Annotated in this window: 13 protein-coding genes and 1 riboswitch; of the genes, 5 read left to right on the top strand and 8 right to left on the bottom strand. The window is 41.5% G+C overall.

The annotated features are described in order from the left end of the window. The first annotated feature begins 7 nt into the window (after positions 1-7). Positions 8-1384: an MATE family efflux transporter gene (locus IGI54_RS00615; protein WP_071861741.1), complete on the top strand. Its 1377-nt coding sequence runs from the start codon at positions 8-10 to the stop codon at positions 1382-1384. A gap of 49 nt (positions 1385-1433) precedes the next feature. Here the strand turns inward: IGI54_RS00615 and IGI54_RS00610 are convergent, their stop codons facing one another. The 4 genes from IGI54_RS00610 to rpsO all read right to left on the bottom strand — a co-directional run bounded on the left by IGI54_RS00610 (position 1434) and on the right by rpsO (position 7492). Then, positions 1434-1958: a flavodoxin domain-containing protein gene (locus IGI54_RS00610; RefSeq protein ID WP_430620862.1), complete on the bottom strand. Its 525-nt coding sequence runs from the start codon at positions 1956-1958 to the stop codon at positions 1434-1436. Positions 1959-2213: 255 nt separating this feature from the next. Next, positions 2214-4208, bottom strand: coding sequence for a KUP/HAK/KT family potassium transporter (locus IGI54_RS00605; protein ID WP_430620861.1), 1995 nt, complete (start codon positions 4206-4208; stop codon positions 2214-2216). Between the two features lie 465 nt (positions 4209-4673). Next, entirely contained in the window at positions 4674-6803 is a 2130-nt protein-coding gene (gene pnp / locus IGI54_RS00600; protein ID WP_430620860.1) for a polyribonucleotide nucleotidyltransferase, read from the bottom strand. Between the two features lie 419 nt (positions 6804-7222). Further along, the gene (gene rpsO, locus IGI54_RS00595; protein ID WP_071861745.1) at positions 7223-7492 is read right to left on the bottom strand and encodes a 30S ribosomal protein S15; all 270 of its coding nucleotides are present in this window, start codon (positions 7490-7492) and stop codon (positions 7223-7225) included. Between the two features lie 266 nt (positions 7493-7758). On the opposite strand from rpsO, the gene def reads away from it, so the two are divergent. Beyond that, positions 7759-8322, top strand: coding sequence for a peptide deformylase (gene def, locus IGI54_RS00590; RefSeq protein WP_071861746.1), 564 nt, complete (start codon positions 7759-7761; stop codon positions 8320-8322). 39 nt (positions 8323-8361) lie between these two features. Here def and IGI54_RS00585 read toward each other — a convergent pair whose 3' ends face one another. The 3 genes from IGI54_RS00585 to IGI54_RS00575 are packed head-to-tail and all read right to left on the bottom strand — an operon-like array spanning position 8362 to position 10475. Further along, positions 8362-8889, bottom strand: a complete 528-nt coding sequence (locus IGI54_RS00585) for a transcription repressor NadR (RefSeq protein WP_216429773.1) — start codon at positions 8887-8889, stop codon at positions 8362-8364. Then, positions 8882-9724, bottom strand: a complete 843-nt coding sequence (locus IGI54_RS00580) for a chorismate mutase (RefSeq protein WP_311900355.1) — start codon at positions 9722-9724, stop codon at positions 8882-8884. The genes IGI54_RS00585 and IGI54_RS00580 overlap by 8 nt, the downstream gene beginning before the upstream one ends. A gap of 52 nt (positions 9725-9776) precedes the next feature. After that, positions 9777-10475: an NAD-dependent protein deacylase gene (locus tag IGI54_RS00575; RefSeq protein ID WP_430620859.1), complete on the bottom strand. Its 699-nt coding sequence runs from the start codon at positions 10473-10475 to the stop codon at positions 9777-9779. A 238-nt stretch (positions 10476-10713) separates the two neighbouring features. After that, positions 10714-10887, top strand: a riboswitch (Lysine riboswitch). A 125-nt stretch (positions 10888-11012) separates the two neighbouring features. Here IGI54_RS00575 and IGI54_RS00570 point away from each other — a divergent pair. Beyond that, positions 11013-12611 carry an ABC transporter permease subunit gene (locus tag IGI54_RS00570; protein WP_430620858.1) on the top strand — a complete coding sequence of 533 codons (1599 nt, stop codon included), beginning with the start codon at positions 11013-11015 and terminating at the stop codon, positions 12609-12611. A gap of 272 nt (positions 12612-12883) precedes the next feature. Further along, a complete protein-coding gene (locus IGI54_RS00565) occupies positions 12884-13627 on the top strand; it encodes an amino acid ABC transporter ATP-binding protein (protein WP_071861751.1) in 744 nt (247 codons plus the stop codon). 55 nt (positions 13628-13682) lie between these two features. Here the strand turns inward: IGI54_RS00565 and IGI54_RS00560 are convergent, their stop codons facing one another. After that, positions 13683-14279, bottom strand: a complete 597-nt coding sequence (locus tag IGI54_RS00560) for a TMEM175 family protein (RefSeq protein ID WP_071861752.1) — start codon at positions 14277-14279, stop codon at positions 13683-13685. 173 nt (positions 14280-14452) lie between these two features. Between IGI54_RS00560 and IGI54_RS00555 the strand changes: the two genes are divergently transcribed. Further along, entirely contained in the window at positions 14453-15955 is a 1503-nt protein-coding gene (locus IGI54_RS00555) for a helix-turn-helix domain-containing protein (RefSeq protein ID WP_311901261.1), read from the top strand. Positions 15956-16516: the final 561 nt, after the last annotated feature.

The raw sequence follows: 16516 nt of genomic DNA, 5'->3' as shown, positions 1-16516 counted from the left end.
GAAAATAATGAAAGAATTGACTCATGGAAATCCAGCGAAATTGATTTTATTGTTTACATTGCCCTTATTTGTCGGAAATGTTTTTCAGCAATTTTACAGTATGGTGGATATGCTTGTTGTTGGTCAGACATTAGGTAAAGATGCTTTGGCCGCTGTCGGTGCTACGGGGAGCGTCAGCTTCTTGATCATCGGGTTTGCTCAAGGTCTGACTTCGGGATTGTCCATCATTACGGCTCAACGCTTTGGCGCAAAAGACGCACAAGGTGTTCGGAAAAGTTTTGCTACCTCCATTGTGATCAGTCTAGGTGTCACAGTTATTCTGACGACCCTAAGCTTGATTTTCTTACGTCCCTTGTTGCTTTTGATGCAAACACCCCCTGAATTGTTGAAGCCCGCCCAAGATTTTATCTCTGTTCTATTAGCTGGGATCTTCGCTTCCATGAGCTTCAATCTTTTATCTAATATGGTACGCGCGTTAGGTGATAGTCGGACACCGCTAGTTTTCTTAGCCTCCGCGGTTGTTGTTAACGTCATTTTGGATTTGATTTTTATCATTCACTTCCATATGGGGGTTGCTGGTGCTGGTTACGCTACCGTCATTGCTCAAGTTTTTGCTAGTTTATTATGTGTTTGGTTCATTCGTCGGAAAATTCCGCTGCTGCAAATCAGCCGCAAACATTTTTCTTTTGATAAAGAAGATTTCCAAATCCATTTGAAGGCTGCATTACCTATGGGCTTCCAATCTTCCATCATCGCTATTGGCGCCGTTGTTTTACAATCGGCCCTTAATACCTTAGGAACGGATGTCGTTGCTGCCCAAGCTGCTGCAAGTCGGATCGATCAATTCGCGGTCCTGCCTATGATGTCCTTCGGGATCACTATGGCAACTTTCACGGCACAAAATCTTGGTGCCAAACAATATGGCCGGATCATCCAAGGGGTGAAGCAAGGCTTATTAATGAGTGGTGCCTTTAGTATTTTAGCCGGAACGTTAGTGATTACCTGTGGTCGGGCTTTTGTTTCTTTGTTCGTTGCTCCAAGTGAGACGCATGTCTTTGAATTGGCCCAAACGTATTTCAACATCAACGGCTCGCTTTACTGGGTCTTGGCCGGTCTTTTCATTTTACGTTATACCTTGCAAGGCTTAGGCCAAGCAAAGATCCCAACGATCGCCGGTATGATGGAATTGATTATGCGGTCCTTCGCAGCGATTATTTTGACTCACTCCTTTGGTTTTGCCGGTGCAGCTTTTGCTTCACCCTTAGCTTGGATCGGTTCGGTCGCTGTTTTATTAGCTTCTTACTTCAAAGCGATGCGTCAATTAAAACAATTAGATCAACAGCAACAAATGATCGAAACTTCAGAAATTGGTTTAGAGCACTAACCAAAAAGACGAAACTCCCAATGAATGGGAATTTCGTCTTTTTTTATAGCTATTTCATTCTTTCCGCCAAAGCAGCAAAATCGATTGCTGGCTCATTTGCGTTTGTTTGATCAAAAGCCTGCAGCAACATTTTCGCTTGCTCATCTAATTCATTGGCTGGCTTTTTCTTAAAAGCTGCTACCATCGGTTTGATGACTAGTTTATGTTTCAGCGCCAACCCATCGTAATTCACTTTCCCTTGCAAATGATAGCAGCCTCGCAAAGTAATTTTTTTCTCCGCCACCTTTGCCGCAATCGGCTGATGAATCCCCGCTACTAGTTCTTCACTAAGCGAATCCGTCATCCCAACAGTCACGATCGTCAGTTCATTTTTCGTTGAAGCTAAAGCCTGCAAGACTTTTTTCAGTCCGGTCATCCGTCCAACATACACCGAACCAACAAAAATTACATGGGTTCCAGGCAGCTCCTTTGGTAATTGCTGGCTGTCGATAACTGAATCCCCGGTAATTGCCGCCAGTTTCTCCGCATATTGTTTACTCGTACCATATTGTGTCCCATAAACAATTAGTGCCATCTTGTCGCCTCCTTTTTTGCCTAGCTTGTTCGTTTAACGAAAGTTGCTTCACACATACGATCTAGTTTAATTCCTTTAATCTAGTGTACCCTATAATGTGTGTCATTTCTTCCAACTTTAGTCTCATGCAAAAAAGAACTGACAAAAAGAAGTTGTGACAGAAGTAGCTTATTCCCGAAGAAGCTACTTCTGTCACACCCTTTATATATGAATAGGAGCTGAGACAAATGAATGTCCCAGCTCCTTGATAGATTCTTATTTGCGTTCTTTTAGCCAGGTTTTGCGGGTTTCGCCGACGATCAATGGTACCGTCTCATAAGTTACTTCACTGTATTCGATGCCGAACCAGCGTTCCGGCGAAACGGTATGATGTTTAATCGCCAGCCGTGCCTGCATCACTTGCCGATCCCATTTTGCCAGTTTCGTAATATTTGAAAGTTCTTCTTGGATCATTACGAAACGGAAATCACCGACTTGGCGGCCCGGGGTCAATGAATAATGCTGAGGCTGTTTTGGCAAACGACCTTCTTTCATTAAATCATGGATGATTTGCCGCAAATAAACATTTACATCTTGCGCGATTCGGAACCCTAGATACAATTTCACTTTCACGATAAAATCAGTTCCCATCATATCTACACTGTATTCTTCGGTATAAGGCTCATCGGTTACTTCCACATTGACGAACCAATAGGCCTTCGCTCGCTTCAAGCGTTTGTCTAAAATCGAATAAATAAATTGCTGCGGAATCTCGTCTCCTTCCAAACGTGGAACTAAAAAGACGACATTGGTTTGATAATAAGGAATCTTATCATCATCATGAAGTTCTTGCAGCTGTGGTAAATAGTCTTTAAAGCGCACATCTTGACTGGCATTCTCCTGCACCCGATTGCTACGATGCCAAATATACATCACCGCAAGAATCAGCAGCGCCATCGCCACAGCGACAAACCCGCCATGGAAAAATTTAGTAATACTTGAGATAAAGAAGAAGCCTTCTAACGTACCGAAAAAGATTAACATCACCGTCGCTAAAACTCTCGGAGTCCCTGTTTGTAATAAATAATGATACAACAAGAAAGTCGTCATCAGCATCGTCACTGTAATCGATAGACCGTACGCCGCCTCCATATGGCTAGACGTGCGGAAGGTCAAGACGATTAATGAACATGCGCCCCATAGGATCAGGTTGATTGCCGGGATATACATTTGGCCGATGCTTTTCCCCGGATACATGATCCGCATTCTTGGTAATAATTTTAATTTGATTGCTTCGGAAACTAACGTAAAAGAACCAGAAATCAACGCCTGTGACGCAATCACCGCGGCAACGGTCGCAAACGCCACACCGAAGATCATCCAACCATCGGGTAAAATTTGGAAGAAGGGATTCAAATTTTCGATTCCTTCAACCGATACGTTGCCTTTTGAATGTAAGATCCAAGCGGCTTGCCCCGCGTAATTCAACATCAAACACATCAAAACATAGGGCCAGCTGAAATGGATGTTTTTTTTGCCGACATGACCTAGATCGGAATACAAAGCCTCGGCACCAGTCGTGGCTAGGAAAATACTACCTAAAATAAAGATTCCCATCTTATTATCTGGGTTGAATAATAAATGCACGGCATAATAAGGATTGATCGCTTTAATCACACTGAAGTCATAGGGAATATTCAACAGTCCCATCAAGCCTAAAAAAGTGAACCACAAGAACATGATAGGTCCGAAAGCCTTACCGACAAAATCTGTCCCAAAACGCTGAATCAAAAACAAAAAGAGCAAGATGACCAACGTGATGATCACAATAATGTTTTGATTATTACCAAACTCTTGATAAAAATCGGGAATGCCACGCAGACCTTCAATGGCAGTGGTTACTGTCACAGCTGGGGTCAACACGCCGTCAGCAAGTAATGCCGCGCCGCCGATCATAGCTGGTACAATCAAATACTTGCCGCCTTTTCTGACTAAAGTATACAACGAGAAAATCCCGCCTTCACCATGATTGTCCGCCCGTAAAGCGATCAACACATATTTGACCGTCGTCAGCAGCATGACTGTCCAAAAAACTAACGATACTGCTCCTAAAACAAAATCATTGGTGACCGTACTGATTCCACCGTTTTCTTCCAAGATCGCCTTCATTACATACAAAGGACTCGTTCCGATGTCGCCATACACCACGCCCATCGCGATCAGCAAGCCTGCCGCTGATAATTTCTTTGTATGACTCTTTTTCTTTTCCATTACACACGCTCCTGATCGATAATCAAAATAACTTCAAAAAATTGGTTGAATAATTGCTAAAGCTAAAAAAATAAATGTTGGTCGTTTTAGCGCTAAGCTTACGTCTACCGATAATTGCGAAAAGCAGAACTGACAGCTAGCTCGTTTTAAGGAATTCATTTTTCCAAAAACCGGAAAAATAAACCTATCCTTGCTACGCATACGATTGAGCTAAGGGGTTTGTTCCATCCACAAGGATGTATCACTATACTTTTTCAAACTGCAAAAGTTCAACTCGCAAAAACAAGACCTAAACAACAGCTTTCACTATTGTTTAGGTCTTGCAAATTATCTGATAGACCAGTGCACAGCACTTGATGTTGATCTAAAAGCATAGAGCGGACTCTATGTTGCTACTCCCCTAAAACTTAAAGGTATTATCCGGTTTAGAGAGCCATTTGTCAAAGAAAAACGTCATCGAGCGAATTATTTTTCGTCTTTTTTGGTTTCTTCTTCTTTTAACATTGCTTTACGAGAAGCGTTGACCCGGCCTTGACGGTCGATTTCTGTAACTTTTACAAGTACTTCGTCGCCTAATTTAACCACATCTTCAACTTTATTCACACGTTCGTTCGCTAATTGAGAAATATGAACTAATGCGTCTTTTCCTTTAATCAAGTTGACAAATGCGCCGAATTTTTCGATCCGAACGACTTTACCTAAGTAAACTTCGCCGACTTTAACTTCTTTGGTTAATTCTTCAATGATCTTGATGGCTTTCTTGATCATCTCTGCATCAGAAGAAGCGATGCTGACATTGCCGTCTTGATCGATGTCAATTTTCACGCCAGTTTCTTCGATGATACCGTTGATGGTATCGCCGCCTTTACCGATAACTGTTTTGATCTTATCTGGATCGATTTGAATCATTTCAATCTTCGGAGCATATGGACTTAATTCTTCGCGTGGTGCTGCGATTGTATCAGTCAAGACTTCAAGGATTTCCATCCGGGCTTGTTTGGCTTGTGTTAGGGCTTCAGAAAGAATTTGTTCTGTGATCCCTTGAATTTTAATATCCATTTGTAAAGCAGTGATTCCGTCTTGTGTTCCGGCAACTTTAAAGTCCATGTCGCCAAGGTGATCTTCCAAACCTTGAATATCCGTCAAGATCGTGTAGTTTTCACCATCAGAGACAAGTCCCATTGCGATCCCTGCAACGGGTGCTTTAATTGGCACACCAGCGTCCATCAATGCCAAAGTTCCGGCACAGATACTTGCTTGCGAAGATGAACCGTTGGATTCTAAAACTTCGGCTACTAAACGGATTGTGTAAGGGAAGTCTTCTTCACTTGGAATAATTTGTGCCAAAGCACGTTCACCTAATGCTCCGTGTCCAATTTCACGACGACCAGGAGAACCTGCGCGTCCAGTTGAACCAACAGAGAATTGTGGGAAATTATAATGATGGATGAATCGTTTGCTTTCAACAGTTCCAAGGCCATCAATGATTTGATGTTCACCTAAAGGAGCTAACGTACAAGCAGACAAAGCTTGCGTTTGTCCCCGCGTGAATAAACCTGAACCGTGAACCCGTGGCAATAAGCCCGTTTCAGCGGCTAATGGACGAATTTCATCCAATTTACGGCCATCAGGACGAATCTTATCGATCGTGATCAATTCACGTACCACATCTTTTTCAAGATCTTCCGCGATTTGTTTGACTTCTTTCGTAATTTGAACTAAATCTTCTGTCTCAATGTTAGCAAATTTTTCTGCGTAAACTTCTTTGACCGTTTCTTTGACTTTTTCGATCTCGTCTTCACGAGCCAATTTGTCCATGGTCATTACGGCTGTTTTCATTGTTTGATAGTAGCCGTCGAAGATTTCTTTTTTAAGTTCAGGATTAACTTGCAACAATTTGATTTCCATTTTTTCTTTGCCGACAGCGGCAACGATTTCTTCTTGGAAAGCAACTAATTCTTTGATTGCGTCAAAGCCGAATAGCAAGGCGCCTAACATATCTTCTTCAGAAACTTCTTTCGCGCCAGATTCCACCATGTTGATGGCTTGTTTGGTTCCAGCAACCGTCAAGTCGATATCTGACTCTGCATGTTGTTCCACAGTTGGGTTCAAGACGTATTCCCCATTCACGCGGCCAACATCGACACCAGCGATTGGGCCTTCGAATGGGATATCAGAGATCGATAACGCCAATGAAGAACCAAACATCGCTGCCATTGATGGCGAGCAATCTTGTTCCACACTCATAACCACGTTGGTTACTTGAACTTCGTTACGGAAGCCATCTGCGAACATCGGACGGATTGGGCGGTCGATCAAACGAGCCGTCAACGTTGCATCCGTACTTGGACGACCTTCACGTTTAATGAAACCGCCAGGAATTTTACCTACTGCGTACATTTTTTCTTCATAGTTGATGGTTAATGGGAAAAAGTCGAAATCCTTCGCTTCTTTTGAAGCAACTGCGGCACTTAATACAACCGTGTCGCCATAACGTACTAAAACAGCACCATTGGCTTGTTTGGCAAGTTGACCGATTTCAACTTGCAGAGGGCGTCCGCCCCAAGTGGTTTTGAAAACTTGTTTTTCTGACATAACTTCTCCTTTGCCCTTTGACCAGTGCGACGCTACTAAACAAATGGAAACAGCGAACATTTTTGCTGAATTATTTAGCCACTTCCATTTGGTTAGTAGAGTGAACAACACGCCAATCAAAGGTGTTTTATTTTTTCTGAGTTGAACTCAGATACTTACAATAAATAAATTTTCGCTGCGGATTCTCAACTTAAAATGGCGAGGATCTTGAAGTGCAGCTAACTCGTTTTACGGTAATCCTTTTTCGAAACCCACGAAAAATAAGTTTAATATTCGTACGCATAACATTGCGCTATACTGCTAAAACAATAGTTTATAATAACTTTCTTGTTTTTCTTCTTCACCAGACAAGCTGGAAAAAGCGCAACTGTCAAAAAAAAGTGAGATTCCTAGGAACCTCACTTTCATAGTTGTACGAATTAACGACGTAGTCCTAGACGTTGGATTAATTCACGGTAACGTTGGATGTCAGTATTACGTAAGTAAGCTAACAAGTTACGACGATGTCCAATTTTTTTCATAAGGCCACGGTATGAATGGTGGTCTTTTTTGTGGATACGTGCATGCTCATTCAGTTGATTGATGTCTTCCGTTAATACAGCGATTTGTACTTCTGGAGAACCAGTATCTCCTTCATGGCGTGCAAAATCATTGATGATTTCGTTTTTACGTTCTTTTGAGATTGCCATGTTTTTCACCTCTTTCTGATTTTTTCCTATGACTGAGTAAAGCGTTGGTGAATCGCCCAACCAAGTGATAGGTGGTGTGCTTTGCACACTCTAACACTTTACTTGATTTGTTCTAAAAAATCAAGCTGTATAGCAATTTAAGCGGGTCTTTTATAATCATTACAATTTTTTTAAGGAATGAATTTGGAAAAAACAGTTTTTTTACCTGATTTACTTTTTGTGTTAAACTTACGTGATGAAATCATGTCTTGAGAGGAGATTTTTTAATGATCACAATGGATGATATTATTCGGGAAGGCCATCCGACCTTGCGGGCTGTCGCCAAAGAAGTCCCGATTCCTCCAGTTGCTGAAGACGTGGAACTTGGAAAAGAAATGCTGCAATTTCTTAAAAATAGTCAAGATCCCGAGAAAGCAGAAGAACTACATTTACGCGGTGGTGTCGGTTTAGCGGCGCCCCAATTAGATATTTCAAAACGGATCATCGCCGTTCATGTGCCTAGCATCGATCCGGAAAAACCAGAGAGCGGCATCAGCACCGTGATGTACAATCCAAAAATTTTGAGCCATTCTGTTCAAGAAGCTTGTCTAGGAGAAGGTGAAGGCTGTTTATCAGTCGATCGCGAAGTTCCTGGCTACGTCGTACGAGCAGCTCGAATCACGGTTTCTTATTTTGACGCAGAAGGCGAAAAACATAAGATTCGCTTGAAGAATTATAATGCTATCGTCGTTCAACATGAGATCGATCATATCAACGGCATCATGTTCTATGATCACATTGATGAAAAGAATCCATTAAAATTAAAAGATGGCGTCTTAGTCATTGATTAATGATCATTCCCATAGCTAGCTAGTTTAAAACCGTCACGTTTATGCGTGACGGTTTTCTTCATATAAGATTCCTTTGTCTGAAAGAGCTTGTTTGATTTTGGCTAAATCTTCCAAAGAATCATAAGCGATCGTATGCAAGTGAATACCATCAGTTAATTCAGATAGGAAGGCCGCTTGATTTTTTTGAGCTTGATTCAAAAAGCGATCTACATCCTTTTGGGTCGTCAAATGCAACCCACCGGCTAGTTCACCGTACAAGGGATGTTCTACGATCACATCGATCACTTCTCCGCCTTGATCAATGATTGTGCGCAGCTCCGTTTCCGCCTGTGAGCGATCATGTTGGACCGCGATCTTACTGATTAATTTTTCTGATTCCCGCTCTAATAAATAGCCTCGTGCCGTTGCGATGATATTTTCTCCAGAAGCTCGCAGCAAGGCAACATCCCCAACGACGATCTGTCGGCTAACGCCAAATTTTTTAGCGAAGCTGGTAGCGCTGATGGGCTTTTCTGCTTGCTGCAAAGCGGCTAAAATTTGAGCTTTACGTTGCTCGCCTTCAATCATCCGTCTTCAACCGCCCTTCTTGATACGTTCGTGATTGCTTCATAATGTCTTTAAAAGTTTCAACGATCGCCTCGCGATACGTTTCATCCTTCACCGCATCTGCTACTTTTGCCAAGACCGTATCTTCCCGGCTTGGATCTAAAACTGCTTTATTCGTTTGTGCTTTATAAGCAGAAATTTCACTGACTGCTGACATGCGTTTTTCCAACAAAGCCACGAGCTTTTGATCGATCTGATCAATTTTTTCTCGTGCTTGCAGGAGTGCATCTTGTTCTGATTCTTCCTCGATCGTTTTGATGATCTGTGCTGGATTGCCACCAACGACGACATTATCGGGAAATGATTTTGTCACCACAGCTCCAGCTGCAACGACGACATTATTTCCTAGTGTCACGCCGGGAACGATCACTGCTGAACCACCGATCCAAACATTGTCACCGATAGTGATGGGCTTGCCTAGCTCTAAGCCGCTATTGCGTTTCGCTGGTTCGATCGGATGACTGGCTGTATATAATTGAACGTTCGGCCCAAACATACAATTGTCCCCAATTGTGATCGGACAAATATCTAGAAAGACATTGTGGAAATTACAATAAAAATTTTCTCCCACAAAAATGTTGTAACCATAATCAAAGGAAATCGACGGTTCAATGTAGACATGCTTCTTCGTCCCGCCAAAGGCTGCTTTGACAAAAATCTCCCGCTTGTCTTTATCTGCCTCTTGATTGATTGCTCGTAATTTTACGCGGGCATCTCTGCGGTCTGCCGATAATTCTGGATCGCCGGCAAAATACAATTTTCCTGCGATCATTTTTTCTTTTTCAGTTAACTCCACGCACATTCCTCCTCATTCGTATGAAGCTTTGATCCTCTATCTAAGTAAAACGCTACAATTTTTCAAACACCGCGACCCCATTTGTCTGGATGAAATCATAAGGACCAGCTAATTGGATCGGTGTTTGATTGATCACCAATACGTTTGCCTCACTGCTTTTTTCATAAATTAAATCACAAAACGGGTGGACTTGAAAGCTTGTCCCGACGATTACTATAAGTTCGGCTTTTTCCACGGCATGGATTGCCTGTTGGATCACCGACTCTTCAAAGCCTTCGCCATACAAAACGATATTTGGTCGAATTTGTCCACCGCACTCTTTATGGCGATCACTTTGTAAATACTCTTGCCAAGCAACTGACTGTTGGCAATTGCGGCAATAGCAGTCGTACAGCGAGCCATGAAAGTTCACCAAGTGCTGGCTACCAGCTGCTGCGTGCAGCCCATCAATATTTTGAGAAACGGTCCAGACTTCCTTTTCCGCTTCCAATTTCGCCATCCTCTGATGGATCACATTTGGCTTCGCCTCTTCATGATACAGATGTTTGACAAATTCGTAAAATTTCTGCGGCTCATTCACCAAACAATCCTTACTCAATAAATATTCCGGCGCCTCAAATCCCTGATAAACACCTTGTAACGAGCGATAATCCGGCACTCCAGATGGCGTCGAAACGCCTGCACCTGTCAAAAATGTAATCTTTTGCGCCGCTTGAATCATTTGTACCCCTTGATCAATCGTGATCTCCATTTCTGTCACCTCAAGACTAAGTATAGTATAAAAGCAGGGTAAAATAAAAAAATCCTTCAATCTATTTACGCGATAAAAACTGGTTTTATTCGATTCTTTTTGTCCAATCAGACAAAAAAGTGGTAATAATTAAAAAATACGCACGTTTTTTTGTTCGTTTCAAATGATTTCCATTGACTTTTTCATTTCTACCCTTTAGACTGTGAAACATAATAACTGAATACGAGATGCCTCAGTACAATGAGGTAGAGGTCGCGAACCTTATTAACCCTATGGAGTGTAGAGACACGATGAAATAGGACTAGGAAGTTTCGCCGAAATGTACAAAATTCTCTAAGTTTTGTATGTTGGGACGCAAGCAAATAACTTGCGGACTGTCTTAGCAGTGATGCTAAGTTGCGCTATGTTTTTGTGAGAGGGAACACCATCTTCTTATTATCTGCAAGCGGCCTTATACACAAATCGGCGGCTTTTTTTGCGTAGATTTTTCAAAGACACCCTTACCCAATCTCGTGATTTCAAGAAAGGGAGAAAGTTATGAATAGAAGAAAATTTTCAGTTATCGCCTTTATCGCATTATTTATTTCATTTTTAGGAGCGCCGCTACTCACTCACGCGGATGCTAAAACCCCCGAAGGAGAATTACGGGTCGGCATGGAAGCCGGCTACGCCCCTTTCAACTGGACACAGAAAGACGACCGCAATGGTGCAGTACAAATTCAAGGAGACCAAGCCTATGCTGGCGGTTATGATGTTCAGATGGCTAAAAAAATCGCGGATAAAATGAATCGCAAATTAGTCGTTGTCAAAACCGAATGGGACGGGCTCTTACCCGCTTTGCAGTCAGGTAAGATCGATGCTATCATCGCCGGTATGTCCCCAACTGCTGAACGGCGCAAGGAAGTCGACTTCTCCGATCCTTATTACGAATCACAGCTGGTTATCGTCACCCGTAAAGATACAAAATACGCTAAAGCAACCTCTATTAAAGATTTCTCTGGCGCGAAAATCACCGCCCAATTAAGCACCTTTCACTATGGTGTGATTCCGCAAATCCCTGGCGTTGAAAAACAGGAAGCCATGGACAATTTTCCAGCGATGCGGGTCGCTTTAGAATCCGGCACCATCGATGGTTATGTCAGTGAACGACCTGAAGGGGTCACTGCTGAGAGCGTCAATCCTGATTTAAAAATGGTGGAATTCGACAAAGCCAATGGATTCCAAACCAATCCTGAAGATGTGCAAGTTTCCGTCGGAATGCGTAAGGGTGATCCTGATATGGCGCAAGTCAATCAAACCTTAGCAGGCATCTCGCAAGATGAGCGAGTACAAATCATGGACAAAGCTATTAAAGACCAACCCGCATCAGATGAAACGACTAGCAGCTCAGGTAAAAAAGAAAATGTATTTGTTCGTATCCTGAAACAAAATGGTTCTATGTTCTTACGCGGAACCGGCGTGACTTTACTGCTGGCGATCGTCGGAACCACGGTCGGAACTTTGATTGGTTTACTCGTCGGAGTCTTCCGTACCTTGCCTGAATCAGACAACGGCGCAAAACGCGGCCTACAAAAAGTGTTTGGCTGGTTGTTAAATGCTTACATCGAAATTTTCCGTGGTACACCAATGATCGTTCAATCTGCGGTAATCTATTACGGGATCGCGATGGCCTTCGGAATTGATTTGAATCGAACAGCTGCGGCACTCTTTATTGTTTCGATTAATACTGGAGCTTATATGTCTGAAATCGTTCGTGGTGGGATTTTCGCTGTCGACCAAGGACAATTCGAAGCTGCTCATGCAATCGGAATGACTCACGGACAAACAATGCGTAAGGTCGTCTTGCCGCAAGTCCTGCGGAATATTTTGCCAGCAACTGGGAATGAACTAGTCATCAATATCAAAGATACCTCGGTATTAAGTATCATTTCAGTTTCTGAACTGTTCTTCCAAGGGAAATCCGCAGCCGGAACGAACTATATGTTCTTCCAAACTTACTTCATTATTTGTGTGATTTACTTTGTCTTGACCTTCACCGCAACCCGAATCTTACGCCTAGTCGAGAAAAAAATGGACGGCCCATCCGCTTATGTTCGTTTAGATGACGTTGATGTAGCCGTTGGCGAAGACAAATAAATGAACAGCACCTTCTCAAACAGGAACTCTGAAAACCAGAGATTGATGAAGGAGGCCAGTTTGCCAGTTTTACTTCTTGCTTTAGCAAGTTAGTAAAATGGTATGCGCAACGACGAACGGATTCATTTTTCTCGAATTTAGAAAAATGAATTCTTAAACAAGAGTTAGCCAGTTCTGCTTTAGCAGATTAGCGGAATGGTATACGGCATGAGGATAAAACTAATTTTTCTGGATGAAAAATTAATTCTTTACTACGAATAAGGAGGATCATTATGAGTAATATCATTGCAATCGAGCATTTGAAAAAAAGTTTCGGCGACAACCTCGTCTTAAAAGATATCAGTATGAATGTCAACAAAGGAGAAGTCGTGACCATTATCGGCGCCTCTGGTTCTGGTAAATCAACCTTTCTCCGCTGCATCAATTTATTAGAAACACCAACAGATGGTAAAATTTTGTATCAAGGTGAAAATGTTTTGGCGCCGGGATATAATTTACCAAAATACCGTACTCACTTAGGAATGGTTTTTCAATCCTTCAACTTGTTCAACAATATGAACGTTTTGCAAAACTGTATGAGTGGTCAAGTAACCGTCTTAGGGCGCAAAGAAGAGGAAGCGAAAAAAGTCGCGTTGGAAAACTTGGAAAAAGTTGGCATGGATCGCTTCGTTGACGCGAAACCAGCACAGCTTTCCGGCGGGCAAAAGCAACGGGTCGCAATCGCCCGGGCCTTATCAATGGACCCCGAAGTCATGCTATTTGATGAACCAACCTCCGCTCTCGATCCAGAAATGGTCGGCGATGTGTTGCAGATCATGAAAAAATTAGCCGAAAGCGGCTTAACGATGGTGATCGTCACTCATGAGATGGCTTTTGCCAAAGAAGTTTCCGATCGCGTGATCTTCATGGATCAAGGTGTAATCGCTGAACAAGGCACACCTGAGGATATCTTTGTTAATCCAAAAGAGGTTCGGACCAAAGAATTCCTACACCGCGTCTTGCATCCTGAACCATAAACAAAAAAAAGGCTCTGACAGAAAAGCAATTACTGCTTCTGTCAGAGTCTTTTTGCTACGCTTTCTTTCGATGAAAGATTTTTTCATAGTACCTATTCGCCGTACGGTAAGAAATCACCCAAATACCCGAAACTAAAAAGCGGCCAAATATTCCGATTGGCGGGAAAATAAAGACGCCCGCCATCACCGCGAAATTAATTACCATTGACACTCTGCTGCGACGATCTCTTCGCAGCACTTTTGCAACATGGCTATTCGGATCATTCGCCTTGATTAATTGATCAGACAATATACCATAAGAAAAACTCCACATCGTATAAATAATGACATAGGACATTTCAGGCCAAAATTCCCCAGGATCGCGACCGACCCAACTTGTCACAGCCGGACATAACGTTAGCCAAAATAACCAAAAAATATTTGCCCAAATCACTCGATAATTGATTTTTTCCGCCATCTGCATCATCCGATGATGGTTCACCCAAATGACCGCTACAAAAATAAAACTGACGACATAAGCAAATAAAATATTCGTAATAGCTTTCAAAGAAGCCAGCGTGGGTGCATCTGGTATTTGAATATTCAACACCAAAACGGTTAAAACTATCGCTACTACACCATCTGTAAATGCTTCTAAACGGGATTTTGTCATTTTTTCACCTTCTTTCTTAGAATAGCATGAAATTTGTTTTTAACTATATAAAATTACTCACTTTTTGTCTGTTAATAACTGACAGTTCTGTGTAAATAAAGTACAATTATAGGAGGTATTCTGGTTAAAAAAGTTCATATTAATAGAGTAATTTAATAAAAGGAGGAAAACAGATGTCATATGAGGAACTTATGTTTGATTCGTCGCTCCTCTTACGTTTTAATATTTTTAAATATTTAAACCAATCTACAAAACAAATCTTGTCGATCAGTCAATTATCAGAAGATTTAGAACTAAATTATCAACAAAGCGTGATTGAGCTAAACGAAATCGATCAGGAACTAGCGGAGATCAGTCCGAATCACGAGACAATCATGATGCGTGCAGGTAAGGTTAACTTGGAGAATCTCACTGCGACGATCGATATTTACCGCTACCATCTATTGAAACAAGCAGTCCCGTTCCAATTCATTTTATACTTCATGAATGAAGAAAATCCAACAATCGAAAAATTTTGTGAAAAATATTTTGTCAGCCGCTCGACCGTTTCTCGCAAAATCGATAAATTAAAAAAGCATCTGAAGCGTTTCAATATCCGTTTTACATATACAGAAGCTGGCATGTCTGGTGATGAACGTTTGATTCGTCTAGCGTTGTTTGATCTTTTATGGTTAGGAACGCGGGGAATCGAATGTCCGCTAGTCGTGGATCAACACCAGCTTGAGCAAGTCATGAATACTTATAAAGATTATTACCCACTGGCTCGGACTTATTTTGGTACGCAAGAAATTAAATTATTTAGTTGTATCAATTTGATCCGCATCAAAAATAAAAAGTTCGTTAAATACGATCCTCGTTACAACTTCTTAATGAAGGACAATCCTTATTATGATTTCACTTCATTACGAGAGCTCATTGAAGAACCACTAACGACTCGCCAAGTCAAAGGGGAATCGAGTTTTATTTATTTTCTTGCTCACTATTCACCATTTTACACGATTCGCGACGATCCAAGTATGAAACAAGCCATCCACGATTTTGATGCGCGGCCAAATCCAGTCAATGATTTTGTGATGGAGTTTCGATTGTTCGCTAAAAAGGCACTATTTCCTGACCGTCCTGAAGTAATGGATGATCCGCTCGTTGTATCAAATCTTTTGAACATCACGTTTGGCTACTTTATTTTCCGCCAGCCTTTCCCAAGCATCATTGAATTAGTAATGGATCCAAACGAAAAACAAACACGCGGCGAATACATCCTGTTCCAAAATATCCAAAACTTTATGCAGATGGCTAAAGACAATCCTTCTTACAGCTTCATTAGTTCTGTTCATCCGATGCTAACAAGAGGATTCAAACGACTGCTGCTGCCATACTTCAATCAATTCCCTTATGCAAAAAATTTGAGTGTCGGTATTGCTTTGGAGCATAATGCAATCTTTGTTCGCGATCTGTATCGCTTTTTAGAAGATTTACGTTTTATCAATGCCGAGCCTTACGATGTTTCATTGAAGGATGATTATGATTTAATCATTAGTTCTTCTTCATTATTGAAAAAGGAAAAACCACATATTCCATTGTATCAACTAGATTTTCCGTATACAAAAAATGAATTAGTTCCATTGTATATTGAATTGCGTAGAATCTACGATAAGAAAAATCGCGTCTATGAATAAAAAAATGAACCGCCCGACAAGAGTTTTATTACTTCTTGTCGGGCGGTTTTTGTCTAAAATACGTTTGACTCCATTTACCAAAAACTAATCTAATGTTACTTATTGACTTCATTTTTCTTAAAGTTAACGGATTCGCTAGTCTTTCATCATATTTTTTTCATAACTAGTTGTTACTATGTATGCATACCAACAAACAACCCTAACACTTTTTCATTTTTTAACTCCTTTGCTCGTCGGCCACCCACCGACGAGCTCTTTTTTTGCTTGCGAATGTTTGACAAAACTAATTCAGTTAAAATGCCATTACTTTTTCTTAACTTATTATCTTATTTATCGTCGAGCATCGTTCACAATTTATTCACAACTAGTTGCTATTATATAAGCATACCAACAAACAACCCTAACACTTTTTCATTTTTTAACTCCTTTGCTCATCGGCCACCCACCGATGAGCTCCTTTTTTTTATCTGTAAAATGAAACCCCTTAACGTGAATTAGCTGTGGCTTCTATTAATCGCAGGCGGATCGTTAATCCTTTTTTCTCAAAAAAAATTTGTCACT

It is taken from the genome of Enterococcus sp. DIV0800 (genome assembly GCF_050559735.1).
Lineage (GTDB): Bacteria > Bacillota > Bacilli > Lactobacillales > Enterococcaceae > Enterococcus_A > Enterococcus_A devriesei.
This window is presented reverse-complemented; position numbering and strand designations above follow the sequence as displayed.